We start from the raw sequence: 15,048 nt of genomic DNA on the forward strand, positions 1-15,048 counted from the left end.
ATCGTCATGAGCATCATCCGACCCACCGCCACGCGAGTCCGCAGCCCCTTCTCGGAGGTCCGCGACAACGACCGTCAGGCCACGCTGTTCGTGATCGCCACGTCGGCGGTCGCCGCGAGCATCACCGCGACGGCCGCCCTCCTCGTCACGCTGGGCTTCGGCGCATGAGCGCCGCCGACCTGCGTCACGTCGAGCTCGCGCCGACCGAGGCCCTCGACCTCTCCGAGCTGTTCGCCGGCCGCGGCGACGACGCCGGACTCGCAGCCTGATCGTGCGCCCCTCCTTCTCGGCCCGCATCCTGGCCTCCTCCGACGAGATCGATCACGTGTCGTACTTCGACACCGGGATCGACGACGACGATCTGGACTGAACCGGCGCGGTGACCCTGAGCCGCGCCTCCTGAACCACCTGCTCCACCCGCCTCGTCGACCGTCACGCGGTCGGCACGGCACGATCCGTACCAGCGGCCCACGACGTGGGACGCCGACGAGGATCACCGACCACGGGCCTCCCCTCACCGGGAGCCCCGTCGTCGTTCACGGGCGGACCCCGACGGGGCCGCCGACCTAGGCTGGCCGCATGAGCATCTCCAGCGTGAAGACCGTCCAGCTGCGTCGCTACGAGCTCGTCGACGGAGTCCTCGACGACTTCGTGGAGTGGTTCGGCACGCACATCGTCCCCGCCCGCGAGGCCGAGGGCTTCGCCATCGAGTTCGCCTACGCCGACCGCGAGGCGGGCGAGTTCGTCTGGGCCGTCAGCGTGGCGGGCGACGCCGAGCGCTTCGCCGCCGTCGAGGAGGCCTACCTCGCGAGCGACTCGCGTGCGGCGGCGTTCGCCGGCCAGCCGACCCGGGTGGCCGCGAGCCACGTGCGACTCGTCGAGCAGGTCGTGCCCGCCGGGGTGCGCTCCTAGCCCGCGAGCCGAGCCGACGCCGAGGAGGCGCGCCGGGCCCGACCGCGTCGCCAGCGGATAGCACGTGGCCATCCGCCAAGCGCTGCCATCATCCGATTTGCGAAAAAGTCGTGATACCCCCCAACCGGGGAGAGATCGTCTCCGAATCGTTACCCGGGTGCCTAGCAACCCCGTGTCGACCTCGCGCTGTGCGTGCCTCCGGCGGATACCCGAAACCCACCGTGATCTGGCGCTGCGCGGTGGTCGACACGTCACCGAGAACCCGAAAGCTCGGTGCCGGCCGCTCGGATCAAAGACGATCCGAGCGACTCCCGGGCTGCTGCACCCGCGTCACGTCCCCTCCCCGATGGGCCGCTCACGCGCCTCCTGTCCGTTGCCGGTGAGAACCGGGACCGGGCCGGACGAGGAGACGTATGGTCGGAAGGTCCTCGCCTGAGGCCACTCTCTCTAGGAGCCCCGTGTCCTCTGAACTCCTCGCGCCGCCCCGCGCGACCGTCATCGTCGTGCGCGACGACGGCACCTCGCCCACCGGGCTCGTCTCGGCACTCGTCGGCACGCTCGACGGCGGATCCGGCCCGGCCCCGTTCGACGTGCAGATCACGGAGGCCCTGCGCCCCGATGCGAGCCTCGACGACGGCGTGACGGCCGTGGTCCGGGCGATCCGCGCCTCCGGAGCACCCCGCTGGCTGCTCGCCGCCTCGGGATCCGACGTCCGCGTCGTCGCCGAGACCGCCGCCCGCATCCTCTCGGGTGAGGCCGGGGTCTTCGGACTCGCCGGTCTCGTCGTGAGCGAAGCCGTCCCGCCGCACCAGGCGCCCGGCGTGCCGACCCTCGTGCTCGACGACACGACGACCCCCTCGGCCGCCGTCGACGCGGTCGCCGTGTTCTGGCGGGATCGCGCCGGTCTCGGCCCCACCATGTCGAGCGACTTCGCCGAGGTCATCGCCTCGACGCGCACGAGCCCGCAGACACGGGCGCTGCTCGCACGCCGCGCCCTCGCGGACGACCCCGACCGCCGGCCCGAGGTGCTCACCGCGACGCAGCTCGACACGCTCCGCCTCGTGGCCGACCTCGTGGTCCCCCAGCGGGCACCCCGCCCCGGGGCCGCCATCGACCTCGCCGCCCGCATCGACGCCGATCAGAACCTCGGCAAGTCCGACGGGTGGCGGAACGCCGCGCTCCCGCCCGACATCGAGGCCTACCGACGCGGGCTGGACGCCCTGGCCGACCTGCACCTCCTCGGGCTCGACGAGCAGCGGTCCCGCGTGCAGGCGATCATCGACGGCGACTTCGAGGCGCCCGACGGCCGCATGAGCGCCGACCAGATGCAGCTGTGGTTCGAGGACGCCCGGGTCGACCTCGTGCGGGCCTGGCTGGCCCACCCGGCCACGATGGAGCGCATCGGGTTCGACGGCTTCGCCAACGGCGGACCCGGCGGGGCGATGTTCCAGGGCTACGACCTGCTCGGCGCCGACCGGCGAGAGCAGTGGGAACCGACGATGGAGGTCGTCCGATGAACCTCGACCAGATGAGCACCTACCCGGACGACGAGATCGTCGACGCCGTCGTCATCGGCACGGGTGCCGGAGGCGCGCCGATCCTCAGCACGCTGGCCGCCCGGGGTCTGCGGGTCGTCGCCCTCGAGGCCGGCGAGAACTTCGATCCCGAGCGCTTCACCCAGGACGAGACCGAGGCCGTCGCCATCAACTGGATGGACGAACGGCTCAGCAGCGGCGAGAACCCGACGGCGTTCGGTCTGAACAACAGCGGCAAGGGCGTCGGCGGATCGACCCTGCACTGGGGCGCCTTCACACCCCGACCCGACGAGCGCGACCTGCGGCTGAGGTCGCTGACCGGTCAGGGCGTCGACTGGCCGATCGAGCACGCCGAGCTGATCGAGTACATCGAGCGCGTCGAGGCCTTCGTCGGGATCGCCGGGCCCGCCGACTACCCGTGGGATCCCTCGCGTCGGTACACGCTCCCGCCGGCGCCCCGCAACGCCTCGTCGGACATGATGATCCGCGGCTGCGAGGCGCTCGGCATCACCGCCACCGACGGTCCCGTCGCCGTCACCACCGTCGATCGCGAGCAGGAGCACGCGGGCACCCGTCACGCCTGCGTCAACTGCGGCAGCTGCCACCAGGGCTGCCGCAACGGCGCCAAGGTCAGCATGGACACCACCTACCTGCCCTCCGCCGTCGCGCACGGCGCCGAGATCCGCCCCGGGTCGATGGTGCACGGCATCGAGCTCGACGAGGCGGGAGAGGTCTCGGCCGTGGTCTACACCCGCGACGGGGTCGAGCACCGTCAGCGCACGAAGGCGCTCTTCCTCTGCGCGGGCGGCGTCGAGACGCCCCGTCTGCTGCTGCACACCGGGCTCGCCAACAGCAGCGACCAGGTGGGCCGCAACTACATGGCGCACGGGGCGACCCAGGTGTGGGGGACCTTCACCGAGGAGATCCGCAGTCACCGCGGCTACCCGTCGTCGATCATCACCGAAGACACCATGCGACCCGAGGGCGTCGACTTCGTGGGCGGCTATCTCATCCAGAGCCTCGGGGTCATGCCGTTGACGCTGGCCACGACGCTCGTGCGCGGCGGCGGGCTCTGGGGCGACGAGCTGGTCGAGGCGATGGAGGGATACCGGTACCTGGCCGGGGTCGGCATCAACGCCGAGTGCCTGCCGAGCGACGACAACCGCCTCGTGCTGTCGGACGAGCTCGACGAGTTCGGCATCCCCAAGGCGATCGTCTCGTTCACCGCGGGGCCCAACGAAGACGCCATCGACGAGCACGCCATCGCGACGATGACCGCCATCGTCGAGGCGGCCGGCGCGACCGACACGATGATCCTGGCCCGCACGGCCCACACCATCGGCACCTGCCGCATGGGCGACGACCCGGCGGACGCCGTCGTCGACGCCGACGGGCGCAGCTTCGACGTGCCCAACCTCTGGGTCTGCGACAACTCCGTGTTCCCGAGCGCCGTCGTCGCGAACCCGGCCTTGACCATCATGGCGCTGGCCCTGCGGACGGCGGAGCGGTTCCTCGCGTCCCGGGGCGAAGGCGAGGGCGAGGGCACCGATGCGGCGGCCGATGCGTCCGCAGCGGCGCGGCCCCACGGGGTCGCCGCCTGAGGCGCGCTTATCCAGAATCGGCAGGGTCTGATGCGTCGAGGCGTCGTCGACTGGACATCGTCGAACACGCGTTCGTATATTCATCGGGTGGACGAAGCCGAGACCTGGAGCGATGACGGCGTCGTCTACCGCATCCAGGTGCTCGGCAACCGCCTCACCCTCGAGATGACGGAGCCCCGTCGCAGCGACAGCGGCGACGACGGCGGCGTCACGATGGACGTCTCGCGCATGTGGCATCGCGGCCTGTCGGGCGCGGCCCGGCTCACGATCGTCAGCCGCACCGGCGCCGTCACCATCCCCTGCCCGCTGCCCATCGCCCGGCGTCTCGTGGCCCGGTGGGCGAGCACGACCGGCGACAGCCGGGGCGACGATCGCCGCCCCATGCGCGACGAGAACCCGTAGCGACTCCTGCTCGGAGAGCTCGCGCTCACCGCCCGACTCTCGACTCGGAAGACTGACCGCATGGCCGAACCGCTCGTGACCCCCGACGGCCGCTACATCGTGGTGCGCGGTCGGCTCTGGCGACGGGCGGACCCCTCGGTGACCGACGACCGACGGGCCGAGCTCGTCCACGAGCTGATGGAGGCGCGGCGCGCCAAGAAGACGGCACTCGGCCACGACGACGCGGACGCCGTCGAGCGCGCGCGTCAGCGCGTCGACGCGGCGAAGACGTCGCTCGGCGAGCGCGGGCCGGTCTGGTGGGACGACGACGCGCCCGACGAGACCCGCCGAATGGCCGTGAACACGCGGTACGCCGACTGGTTCGCCTCGGTCTCGACGCCGTAGCGCCTGTCAGGCTGGGAGGCATGCCGTCCCTCGATGCCCTCCGCGCCTCCGTCCTGTCGACCCGAGGAGGCGCGGTGGACGACAGCATCCCCCAGCTCGCCGACGCCGACCCCGAGCTGTTCGGGGTCGCCGTGGTCCATCCCGACGGCGAGATGGCCGCCTCGGGCGACGCGGATCATCTCTTCTCGATCCAATCCGCGGTCAAGCCGTTCCTGTTCGCGCTGGCTCTGGCCGACACCGGCGGCGAGGCGCTCGACCAGGTGGGCATCGAGCCGACCGGCGAGGCCTTCGACGCCCTCAAGCTCGAGAGCCACACGGGGCGGCCGCCGAACCCATGGTGAACGCCGGAGCCCTGCTCACCGCCAACCTCGTCGACGGGGACTCGGGCGACGCCCGCTCCCGCCGGATCACCGCCGGCCTGAGCGCCTTCGCCGGGCGAGACCTCGACGTCGACCGCGAGATCAGCGAGAGCGAGCAGCTGCACGGCGACCGCAACCACGCCCTGGCGCATCTCATGCGATCCGAGGGGACGCTCGACCAGACGGCCGACGAGGCCGTCGCCGTCTACGCCCGCGCCTGCTCCGTCATGGTCGACGCGACCGCCCTGGCCGTGATGGGCGCGACCCTCGCGTTCGGCGGACGCAACCCCGTCACCGGCGAGCAGGTCGTCTCGGCCGCGATCGCGCGGGACGTCGTGTCGGTGATGGCGACCTGCGGCGTCTACGACGGCTCGGGCCGGTGGATGCGCGCGGTGGGCGTGCCCGCGAAGTCCAGCGTCTCGGGCGCGATCGTGCTGTCCGCCCCGAACCGGCTCGGCGCGGCGATCGTGAGTCCGCCTCTCGACGAGCTCGGCACGAGCGTCCGCGGCGAGGCCCTCAGCCGGGTGCTCAGCGACGAGTACGGCTTGCACTCGTTCGGCTTCCCCGGCCGGCCGTCCCGCTCGGCGGAGGCCGAGACCGAGGTCGGGGTCGGGGTCGATCGGACCTGAGCCGGTCGGACCCGGGCCGGTCAGGCCGGGGTGAGCAGCCCGCGGTCGAGCACGTCGGCGACCGCGAGCACCTTGTAGCCCTCGCGCTCGAAGAAGACGGTCATGCGGTCGTCGTCGGTGCTCATGACCGTGCCCTCGCCCCAGGTCGCGTGCACGACGCGAGCGTCGGTGGCGAACGCGGGAGGCGCGGTGTCGGCCGGGTGCGCCTCGTCGCCTCCCGAGCGCGCCTCCTCGACCCGGTCGCTCGCGGCGCTGCAGAGATCGCAGTTTCCGCACCGCTCGGGCGAGTCCTCGCCGAAGTAGCCGAGCAGGAACCGTCGTCGGCAGCCGGTCGTCTCGGCGTAGGTGCGCATCATCTCGATGCGCGACGACGAGACCCGCTCGCGCGTCTGAGCCACCTCCCGGGCCGACGCCGCGGCGTCGGCCGCCTCGAGCCCGGCGACCGGCTCGAAGCCGTCGGCCGACTCGGTCAGCGCACCCGCCTCGAGCAGCAGATCGATGAGGCGCGACACCGTGCGGCTGCCGAGCGAGAGCTGCCCGGCGACCTCGGCCCGCGTCACCGGTCGGCCAGCGGCCGAGAGGGCCGTGAAGACGTCGCGGAGGTCGGCCCGGCCGGGCAGACCCGAGGCGAAGAACGACCGCAGCGAGAGGTCCTCGGGCCGGTAGTGCAGCGTCGCGATCGCGGGCTCGCCGTCGCGCCCGGCCCGACCGATCTCCTGGTAGTAGGCGTCGAGCGACTCGGGCACGTCGGCGTGGACCACGACCCGCACGTCGGGCTTGTCGATCCCCATGCCGAACGCGCTCGTGGCCACGACGACGTCGACCTCGCCGGCGTGGAACCGCTCGTGCAGCTGGCCCCGCTCTGCGGCGCGCTGCCCGCCGTGGTATCCGACGACGGTGCGGTCGGGGCAGCGCTCGGAGATCGCCTCCGTGTACGACTCGGTCTCGCGGTGCGTCGCCACGTAGACGATGGCGGGGATCGCGGAGTCGGCGATCTGGTCGACGACGGCGCGCACCTTCTCGTCGTCGTCCTCGTGGCGGACGACCTCGAGGGCGAGGTTCGCCCGGTCGAAGCCGCGACTGAGCACCAGAGGGTCGTCGAGTCGGAGCCGTTCGACGATCTCGTCGCGCACGGGCACCGACCCGGTCGCCGTCAGCGCCAGCACCGGCGGGCGGCCGAGACGCTCGACGATCTCGCCGAGGTGCAGGTAGTCGGGCCGGAAGTCATGACCCCACGACGACACGCAGTGGGCCTCGTCGACGACGACGAGCGCGACGTCGGCGTCGCGCAGCCGGTCGACGGTCTCGTCGCGGGCGAGCTGCTCGGGGGCGAGGAAGAGGTAGGTGACCTCGCCCGCAGCCAGACGATCCCAGCTCGCCTCGTTCTCGGCGTCGGTGTGACCGGAGTTGATGTCGGCGGCGGGCGGGGCGTCGGGGCGGCCGATGAGACCGGCGACCTGGTCGGCCTGGAGGGCGATGAGGGGCGACACGACGACGGTCGGGCCGTCGAGCACGGCGCCGGCGACCTGGTAGATCGCGGACTTGCCGAACCCGGTCGGCATGACGGCGAGCGTGTCGCGGCCGGCGACGACCGACTCGATGGCCTCGAGCTGCGCGGGGTGGAGATCGTCCCAGCCGAAGAGATCGGCGGCGGCCCGGGTGATGCGCTCGGTCGGGGTGGTGGTCGTGGCGGCGGGTGCGGCGGCGGGGTGCGCGGTGCTCATGGTGTCCTCGGGATCTGTGTGGCAGGGATCCATTCCAGGCACGCGGGCCGGGACACGCGCACGATTCCCAGCCTCTGGTCGGCACCTCGTACCCCGTCCGTCGTCGGCGGCGGCACTCTACTCCGACCCGCCCTAGGATCATCGTCGGGGGAGCTCCGGCTTCGGACAGACGATCACACACGGGGATGGCATGACCGACGACGAACGCGACGCAGGGGACGACCGGAGCGGTGCCGAGGACGGCACGGCGGACGGGACGGCCGACGGCACCGCGAGCACCGCCGGCACCGCGAGCGCCGCGAGCACGGCCGAGCACAGCGTCGACGACTGGCTCGAGGCCGCTCGGGTCGAGCCGGCGGCGGGTGCCCGACGACGCGGCGAGCGACGGGCGGAGCGTCGTGACGAGAAGCGCGGCGGGGCCGTCGTGCCCATCATCGCGGTCTCGGTCGCGGTCGCAACGGTGATCGGCGCCTCCTTCGTGATCTTCGGCGACGCCCTCGGGCTCCGCGGCGACGAGACGTCGGCCGGACCGGCCCCCGCCACGATCTCCGCCTCGGCGCGCCCGGGCGCGGGGCAGGGCGGCCCCAGCAGCACGCCCACCCCGACCCCCACGCCGACGCCCTCCGGCGAGCCGACGCAGCAGGCGGCCACGGCCGCGCCGGCCGACGCCGCGCTGCCGGCGCCGTCGGTGGCGACGGTGCCCGCGGGGACGGTCGTGAGCGAGAGCGACGTCCGCTCGCCGCTCGGCAGCGTGGCGTTCCACTACCGCGTGGTGGCCGACGGGTCCGACGGCTACGACATCGAGTACTCGGGGTTCACGTCGACCCTGCCCGTGCCGGTCTCGGTCACCCTCATCGACATCGCGCCGTCGGTGGGCGACGGGATGACGTCGTACGGCGTCGGCTCGGTGCTGCTCGGGGGCCCCACGACCTCGCCCGCCTCGGGCCGGGTCGCGCTCGGCACGAGCCAGCCGTCGTACCTCGGAACGATCGTCACCTACTCGTCGGCGCCGAGCGCCGACGGGGTGCCGCTCGAGATCGGACCGGACAAGGTGCTGGCCGTGTCGTCGGTCGCCTGGAGCATCCCGCCCCGCGAGACGAACATCGCTCCGGTCGACTCGGGCCCCGCGTCGCTGGCGGCCGGGCAGGTCAGCTCGACGACGGACTCCGGCGCACCCCGCCGCTACGTCGTCGCCCCCAACGACACGATCGCCGAGGTCGCCGCCCGCTTCGACATCTCGGTGGCGGCTCTGATCTACCTCAACGCCGGGCTCCAGGTGCTGGGCGACGACCAGCGTCTGTTCGAGGGCACGACGCTGAACCTCGACCCCGCGGCGGTCTGAGCGGCGGCGTCAGTACGAGGTGACGACGGGCGAGCGGTCGAAGCGGGCGCCCTCGGGGCGGGGGCCCAGCAGCAGGAACGCGAGGAACGCGATCCAGCCGAGGAACGGCACGAGGATGACGAACGTCCAGAGCCCGCTGCGGTTGACGTCGTGCAGACGCCGCCAGGTGAGAGCCAGGGTGGGGACGGCGGTCGCCAGGTAGATGACGAACAGCACCACGTTCGGGGCGCTCGAGAGGGACTGGCCGTCGACCTCGCTCCAGTCGCCGGTCAGCACGCCCGTGACGCCCTGGATGACGAACGGCAGCAGGAACTGGACGAGCCCCACCCACCAGTACTCGGCGCGGCCGGCGCGGCCCGAGAACGTCGCGTACTTGAGGACGAAACGGCGCATGGCCTCGACGAAGGGCGCCCGGTAGTGGGGCAGGTGGAGGGGCGGGCGGTGTCGCCCTTCGGGTTCGCGGGGGCTGGAGGCCAGGGTCACCGTCTCATCGTAGAGCCGCGGGCGACGGGCCCCGGCTCCGGCCGACGAGCTCGACCCCGCCGCAGCGTGGATCCCGCCCGGGCCCCGGAGGCCCCCGCACCCTAGGCTGAGCGGAACGACCGCGAACCGAGGGGAACCGCGCATGACCAACGACAACAACCCGAACCAGCCGAACCAGCCCAACCAGCCGAGCTACGGCGGTCAGCCGGGCTACCCGGGCCAGGGAGGCGCGCAGCAGTCGTACGGATCGGCTCCGCAGTCGTACGACCCCGGCCCGAACCAGAACGCCGACGGCTCGAAGCCGCCGTCGAAGGCCATGGCCATCACCGGTTTCGTGCTGTCGTTCTTCGGACTGCTCGCGATCGTCGGCCTCGTGCTCAACATCATCTCGTACAAGCGGTTCGGTCGTGCGGGTCAGCCCCGCGGGCTCTCGCTGGCCGGCATCATCATCTCGATCGTCGTGATCATCATCACGATCGTCGGCATCATCGTCTTCGCCGTGTCGATCACCGCGGTGATCTCCGCCTGCGCCGATCTCGGACCGGGCACCCACGTCGTCGACGGCATCACGTACACCTGCGGCTAGGCCTCACCGGCACCGCAGCACCAGCAGTACGAGCACCAGCCCGACGGGCCGGCGCCGCACCCCGGGTCATCGGCCCGGCGGGCGGAGCCGGCCCGTCGTCGCGTCGGGACTCCGGAGCCGGTGCGCGCGCCGGCTCCGGACGGGGCCTCGTTCGATCTCGAGAGACCCGGGTCGCGCTCTGCAGTGAGGTTAGGCTAACCTAAGCGACCGTGAGCCCCCATCCCCCGACCGGCACGACGGCCGCCCCCGCCCTCCGGGCCGACGGCGTCTCGATCGCCTACGACGGCGTGGACGTCGTCCACGACGCGCTGCTCGAGCTCCGGCCCGGATGCGTCACCGCGCTGATCGGACCCAACGGCAGCGGGAAGTCGACCCTCCTGCGGACCCTCGCGCGCCTCCAGCAGGCCCGGACGGGCTCCCTCTCGCTCGGCGACGGCGACGGCTCCGGCACGACCACCGGCGCACCCCGCGCCGACACCCGCGACTCCGAGACCGACGCCCTCGCGCTCTCGCCCCGCGACTTCGCGCGCCGCGTCGCCATGCTCACGCAGGGCCGCCCCACGCCGAGCGGCCTCACCGTGCGCGACGTCGTCGAGTTCGGCCGCCACCCGCACCGCGGCCGCTGGGGCCGGGGCGACGCCGACGGCTCCGTCGCGGTCGACCGCGCCCTCGATCTGACGGGCGTCGCGCAGCTCGCGGGGCGCGGCGTCGACCAGCTCTCCGGCGGCCAGCTGCAGCGGGTCTGGCTCGCCAGCTGCCTCGCGCAGGACACCGGCGTGCTGCTGCTCGACGAGCCGACCACCTACCTCGACCTCCGCTACCAGGTCGAGCTGCTCGACCTCGTGCGCGAGCTCGCCGACGACCGGCGCATCGCCGTCGGCGTCGTGCTCCACGACCTCGACCAGGCGGCCGCCCTCGCGGATCGCATCGTCGTGCTCAGCGAGGGTCGCATCGTCGCCGAGGGCGAGCCGTCGGCCGTGCTGACACCGCGCCTCCTGAGCGACGTCTGGGGCATCCGCATCGACGTCGACACCGACCCCACGACCGGCCACCTGCGCACCCGCGCGATCGGCCGGCACCACACCAGAACCGAGAGGCTCCACCCGTGAACACCAGACGACGACTCCTGACGGCCGCGGCCGTCGCCGCCGCCGCAGCCCTCACCCTCGCCGGGTGCGGCACCACCGAGGCCACCGACGCCGAGGGCGAGGGCTCCGGCTCGACCTCCGCCTCGAGCGGCCCCATCAGCCTCACCGACGCCACCGGAGCCGAGATCACCCTCGACGGTCCGGCCACGAAGGTCGTCGGCACCGAGTGGAACGTCGTCGAGGACCTCGTCGCCCTCGGCGTCGACCCGGTCGGCGTGGCCGACGTCGCGGGCTACCAGGCCTGGGGCGCGTCCGTGCCGCTGACCAACGACCCGGCCGACATCGGCACGCGGGGCGAGCCGAGCCTCGACACCGTCGCCTCGCTGACCCCCGACCTGATCGTCGCGACCACCGACCTGCCGGCCGACGCCGTCACGCAGCTGCGCGAGATCGCCCCCGTGCTGCAGATCACCTCGGCCGACGCCTCGCGTCAGATCGAGAACGCGACGGACAACCTCGACCTCATCGCGAAGGCGACGGGCACCGAGGACCAGGCGACCGAGGTCAAGCAGGCCTTCGACGACGCCCTGGCCGACGGCAGGCAGGCCATCGCCGACGCCGGGCTCGAGGGCACCGACGTCGCCTTCGCCGACGGCTACGTCGACGCCGGCCAGGTGGGCATCCGCCCCTACGCCGCCGGCTCGCTCGTCGGCGACGTCACCGAGGAGCTCGGTCTCACCAACGCCTGGACCGTCGAGGGCGATCCCGCCTACGGCCTCGCCGCGACCGACGTCGAGGGCCTCACGCAGCTGCCCGACGACACGCGGTTCCTCTACATCACGAACGAGGTCGACGGCGACGACCCGTTCGCCGACGTGCTCGGCGACAACGCCGTGTGGAAGTCGCTGCCCTTCGTCGAGTCGGGCGACGTGGACCGTCTGCCCGACGGCATCTGGATGTTCGGCGGACCGGCCGCGATGACGGCCTACGTCGACGCCGTCGTCTCGACCCTGACCGACTGACCCGACGGCAGGCGCACCGACCGTGACCACGATCGTCACCCCGACCGATCCCGTCCCGCCGACCCGGCAGGGACGCACCGAGCGAGCCCAGGAGGCGCGGGTCGCCGCGCCCCGCCGGCTCACCCCTCGGTCGGTCGGGGTGACGATCGCGCTGGTCGCCGTCGTCGTGCTCCTCGCCCTCGTCGACGTCACGCAGGGCACCGCCGACGTGGGGCCCCTCCAGGTGTGGCAGGCCCTGACGGGGACCGCGACGGCGGGTGACGCGTCCGTGGTGGTCGCATCGCGCCTCCCCCGCATGGTCGCCGGTCTCGTCGTCGGGATCGCCCTCGGTGCGGCCGGGGCCGCACTGCAGCAGATCAGCCGCAACGTGCTCGCATCGCCCGACACGCTCGCCGTCAACGCGGGCGCCGCCGCGGCGCTGGCCGTCGCCGCGGTGACCGGTCTGACGCTGCCGCTGCTGGCCTCGTCGGGCGTCGCCTTCGCCGGCGGTCTCGCGGCGGCCGCCGTCGTGCTGGCCCTGTCGGGGCTCGGGTCGGGCACCGTGCGTCTCGTGCTGGCGGGCAGCGCCCTCGCCCTGGGGCTCGCCTCGGTGACGAGCGCGCTGCTCCTGCTGTTCCCGCAGCAGACCGTCGGCCTGTACCAGTGGGGGCAGGGCAGCATCTCGCAGAACGGCTTCGCGGGCGTCGCCCAGCTGACGCCCGTCATCGTGGTCGGCCTCGTCGTGCTGCTGCTCTGCTCGACCCGCATCGACGCGCTCGCCCTCGGCGACGACGCGGCGCGCAGCGTCGGGGTCGACGTCCGCACCACGCGCGTGGTCGCGGTGCTGGCCGCCGTGCTGCTCTCGGCCGCCGCCGTGACCCTCGCCGGGCCGATCGGCTTCGTCGGACTGTGCGCGCCCGCCCTGGTGCGACTGATGCGGCGGGTCGTCCCCGCCGTCCGGCGCTCGGTCGTGCTGATGCCGCTCGCAGGGCTCGCCGGGGCCGGGCTCGTGCTCGGCGCCGACGTGCTGCTGCGGACGCTGGTCGGAGCCGAGGCCTCGGTGCAGGTGCCCACGGGCCTCGTGACCTCGCTGCTCGGCGCGGTGTTCCTCGTCGTGCTGGCGTTCCGCGCCCGCGACCACGCCGGGGCGACGCCGGTCGAACGCCACCCGATCGTGTCGCGCCGCCGGTACGTCGTGACGGTGGTCGTCGTCGCGGCCGCGCTGCTCGGCGTCGTCGTCGGCTCGGTGCTGCTCGGCGACACGAAGCTGCTGCTGGGCGACGTCGTCAACTGGGTCGGGGGCCGGTCGGGCCCGATCGTCAGCTACGTGCTCGACACCCGTGTGCCGCGCGTGGTCGCGGCCGTCACCGCCGGGGCCGCTCTCGCCCTGGCCGGCTCGCTCGTGCAGGGGGCGACCCGCAACCCGTTGGCCGAGCCCGGCATCATCGGCGTGACCGGCGGGGCCGGACTCGGCGCCGTGCTGCTCGTGACCACGGTGCCCGCCGCCACGGGCTGGAGCGTCGCCGCCGCCGCGTTCGCCGGCGCCGTGCTCGCCTCGCTGATCGTCTTCGGACTCGCGGCGCGCAGCGGCTTCGCCCAGAACCGCCTCGTGCTGATCGGGATCGGCGTCGCGACGGCGACCACCGCCTCCATCAGCCTCCTGATCGTCCTGACCGACCCGTTCAACGGGGCGAAGGCGCTCACCTGGCTGTCGGGATCGACGTACGGCCGCACGCTCCCCGACTCGGCGCCCGTCGCGGTGGCCCTGGTGCTGGCGCTCGTCGTCGTGGCCGGACGTCGCCGCAGCCTGGACCTCGTGGGGATCGACGACGACACGCCGCGCCTCCTCGGGGTGTCGCTGTCGCGGTCGCGACTGGTGTTCCTGTCGCTGGCCGTGCTGCTGACCGCGACGGCCGTCTCGGCGGTCGGCGTCGTCGGCTTCGTCGGCCTCGTCGCACCGCACGCGGCCCGCGCGCTGGTCGGACGCCGGAGCGCCCGCGTCGTGCCGGTCGCCGTGCTGCTCGGCGCCCTGCTCGTGGGGCTGGCCGACGTGCTCGGACGCACCGCGATCGCACCCGCCCAGCTCGGCGCGGGGCTGCTGACCGCCGTGATCGGGACGCCGTACTTCGTCTGGCTGCTCTGGCGCGGACGCCGCTGACGCCGGCTCGGGGTCGGGGTCGGGGGTCGCGGGTCGGGGGTCGGGGTCGGGGCGTGCGTCTCGCCGCCCCCGCGCTCAGCCGAGAGCATCGAGTGGTCAGAAGATGCTCTTTATCGCGCTCGTACGAGCATCTTCCGACCACTCGATGCTCGAACGACGCGCTCGACGACGGACGACGCGCTCGCACTCCCGCTCGCGTGGGGCCAAGGCCCATCGACTGGTCAGAACATGCTCTCCGTCGCGCCCGCACGAGCATCTTCCGACCACTCGATGCCCGAACAGTGCGCTCGGCGCCCCGGCGCGACGCACTCGACGCCCCGGGCGACGCGCCCGGCGCCCCCACGTCGCTAGCCTGGGCGACGGCAGCGGCGTCGACGGCGACCCCGCGCCATCGACACGAGGAGGACGCATGCTCAAGGGCATCGATCCGATCCTGGGAGGCGCGCTGCTGCACCTCCTGGACGACATGGGCCACGGCGATCAGCTGCTGGTCGTCGACCGCAACTTCCCCGCAGCGTCGACGGGGCTCCCCGTGGTGCGGGTGGGCGAGGCGACGATGTCGCGGGTGATCGGGGCGCTGCTCGGCGTGTTCCCCCTCGACGAGTTCGTCGACACGCCCCTCGAGCGCATGGAGGTCGACGGCGATCCGGCCGTCACCACCGCCGAGCAGGACGCCGTGCTCGACATCGCCCGCGCAGCGCACCCGAAGCCGCTCGAGTGGGGCGTCATCCCGCGGCTCGACTTCTACGAGCGCGCCCGCGGGGCGTTCGCCGTGGTGCACGTGCTCGACCCGGCCCCGTGGGGCTGCTTCGTGCTGCAGAAGGGCGTCGTCTTCGACGAGTGA

14 protein-coding genes and 1 pseudogene are annotated in these 15,048 nt (G+C 73.2%); 13 read left to right on the forward strand and 2 right to left on the reverse strand.

The genetic code is table 11. The features are described 5' to 3' along the window. The first annotated feature begins 6 nt into the window (after window positions 1-6). The 7 genes and pseudogenes from ASF89_RS15500 to glsA all read left to right on the forward strand — a co-directional run bounded on the left by ASF89_RS15500 (window position 7) and on the right by glsA (window position 5,822). Window positions 7-168: a hypothetical protein gene (locus ASF89_RS15500; protein ID WP_156357374.1), complete on the forward strand. Its 162-nt coding sequence runs from the start codon at window positions 7-9 to the stop codon at window positions 166-168. A 411-nt stretch (window positions 169-579) separates the two neighbouring features. Next, the gene (locus ASF89_RS00075; RefSeq protein WP_235483933.1) at window positions 580-912 is read left to right on the forward strand and encodes a hypothetical protein; all 333 of its coding nucleotides are present in this window, start codon (window positions 580-582) and stop codon (window positions 910-912) included. Window positions 913-1,370: 458 nt separating this feature from the next. Next, window positions 1,371-2,429, forward strand: a complete 1,059-nt coding sequence (locus ASF89_RS00080) for a hypothetical protein (RefSeq protein WP_055810941.1) — start codon at window positions 1,371-1,373, stop codon at window positions 2,427-2,429. A gap of 11 nt (window positions 2,430-2,440) precedes the next feature. Next, window positions 2,441-4,048 (forward strand): GMC family oxidoreductase, encoded by a 1,608-nt coding sequence (locus ASF89_RS00085; RefSeq protein WP_235483934.1) that lies wholly within the window; start codon window positions 2,441-2,443, stop codon window positions 4,046-4,048. 87 nt (window positions 4,049-4,135) lie between these two features. Then, window positions 4,136-4,450 carry a hypothetical protein gene (locus ASF89_RS00090; RefSeq protein WP_055810942.1) on the forward strand — a complete coding sequence of 105 codons (315 nt, stop codon included), beginning with the start codon at window positions 4,136-4,138 and terminating at the stop codon, window positions 4,448-4,450. Between the two features lie 60 nt (window positions 4,451-4,510). Continuing rightward, window positions 4,511-4,834: a hypothetical protein gene (locus ASF89_RS00095; protein WP_200913469.1), complete on the forward strand. Its 324-nt coding sequence runs from the start codon at window positions 4,511-4,513 to the stop codon at window positions 4,832-4,834. A gap of 20 nt (window positions 4,835-4,854) precedes the next feature. Further along, window positions 4,855-5,822, forward strand: a pseudogene (gene glsA / locus ASF89_RS00100) (glutaminase A). A gap of 20 nt (window positions 5,823-5,842) precedes the next feature. On the opposite strand, the gene ASF89_RS00105 reads toward glsA, so the two are convergent. Next, a complete protein-coding gene (locus ASF89_RS00105) occupies window positions 5,843-7,546 on the reverse strand; it encodes an ATP-dependent DNA helicase RecQ (RefSeq protein WP_055810945.1) in 1,704 nt (567 codons plus the stop codon). 190 nt (window positions 7,547-7,736) lie between these two features. Between ASF89_RS00105 and ASF89_RS00110 the strand changes: the two genes are divergently transcribed. Beyond that, entirely contained in the window at window positions 7,737-8,888 is a 1,152-nt protein-coding gene (locus ASF89_RS00110) for a LysM domain-containing protein (protein WP_055810948.1), read from the forward strand. A gap of 9 nt (window positions 8,889-8,897) precedes the next feature. Here ASF89_RS00110 and ASF89_RS00115 read toward each other — a convergent pair whose 3' ends face one another. Then, window positions 8,898-9,371, reverse strand: coding sequence for a DUF805 domain-containing protein (locus tag ASF89_RS00115; RefSeq protein WP_235476515.1), 474 nt, complete (start codon window positions 9,369-9,371; stop codon window positions 8,898-8,900). 142 nt (window positions 9,372-9,513) lie between these two features. Here ASF89_RS00115 and ASF89_RS00120 point away from each other — a divergent pair, with 142 nt between their 5' ends. The 5 genes from ASF89_RS00120 to ASF89_RS15795 all read left to right on the forward strand — a co-directional run bounded on the left by ASF89_RS00120 (window position 9,514) and on the right by ASF89_RS15795 (window position 15,048). Further along, entirely contained in the window at window positions 9,514-9,957 is a 444-nt protein-coding gene (locus ASF89_RS00120) for a hypothetical protein (protein ID WP_055798695.1), read from the forward strand. A gap of 209 nt (window positions 9,958-10,166) precedes the next feature. Further along, a complete protein-coding gene (locus ASF89_RS00125; protein ID WP_055810951.1) occupies window positions 10,167-11,066 on the forward strand; it encodes an ABC transporter ATP-binding protein in 900 nt (299 codons plus the stop codon). Further along, the gene (locus tag ASF89_RS00130; RefSeq protein WP_055798701.1) at window positions 11,063-12,067 is read left to right on the forward strand and encodes an iron-siderophore ABC transporter substrate-binding protein; all 1,005 of its coding nucleotides are present in this window, start codon (window positions 11,063-11,065) and stop codon (window positions 12,065-12,067) included. The genes ASF89_RS00125 and ASF89_RS00130 overlap by 4 nt, the downstream gene beginning before the upstream one ends. Window positions 12,068-12,089: 22 nt before the next feature. Next, entirely contained in the window at window positions 12,090-14,204 is a 2,115-nt protein-coding gene (locus ASF89_RS00135; RefSeq protein ID WP_255354954.1) for an iron ABC transporter permease, read from the forward strand. Between the two features lie 409 nt (window positions 14,205-14,613). Continuing rightward, window positions 14,614-15,048, forward strand: coding sequence for an RbsD/FucU family protein (locus tag ASF89_RS15795; RefSeq protein WP_055798705.1), 435 nt, complete (start codon window positions 14,614-14,616; stop codon window positions 15,046-15,048).

The sequence above is a fragment of the Frigoribacterium sp. Leaf172 genome (genome assembly GCF_001424285.1).
GTDB lineage: Bacteria > Actinomycetota > Actinomycetes > Actinomycetales > Microbacteriaceae > Frigoribacterium.

Bases quoted from the DNA above. Each gene is read 5' to 3' on its own strand.
- ASF89_RS00120 (WP_055798695.1), top strand. From the start codon at position 9,514: ATGACCAACGACAACAACCCGAACCAGCCGAACCAGCCCAACCAGCCG.
- ASF89_RS00085 (WP_235483934.1), top strand. From the start codon at position 2,441: ATGAGCACCTACCCGGACGACGAGATCGTCGACGCCGTCGTCATCGGC.
- ASF89_RS00110 (WP_055810948.1), top strand. From the start codon at position 7,737: ATGACCGACGACGAACGCGACGCAGGGGACGACCGGAGCGGTGCCGAG.
- ASF89_RS15500 (WP_156357374.1), top strand. From the start codon at position 7: ATGAGCATCATCCGACCCACCGCCACGCGAGTCCGCAGCCCCTTCTCG.
- ASF89_RS00075 (WP_235483933.1), top strand. From the start codon at position 580: ATGAGCATCTCCAGCGTGAAGACCGTCCAGCTGCGTCGCTACGAGCTC.
- ASF89_RS15795 (WP_055798705.1), top strand. From the start codon at position 14,614: ATGCTCAAGGGCATCGATCCGATCCTGGGAGGCGCGCTGCTGCACCTC.
- ASF89_RS00095 (WP_200913469.1), top strand. From the start codon at position 4,511: ATGGCCGAACCGCTCGTGACCCCCGACGGCCGCTACATCGTGGTGCGC.
- ASF89_RS00105 (WP_055810945.1), bottom strand. From the start codon at position 7,546: ATGAGCACCGCGCACCCCGCCGCCGCACCCGCCGCCACGACCACCACC.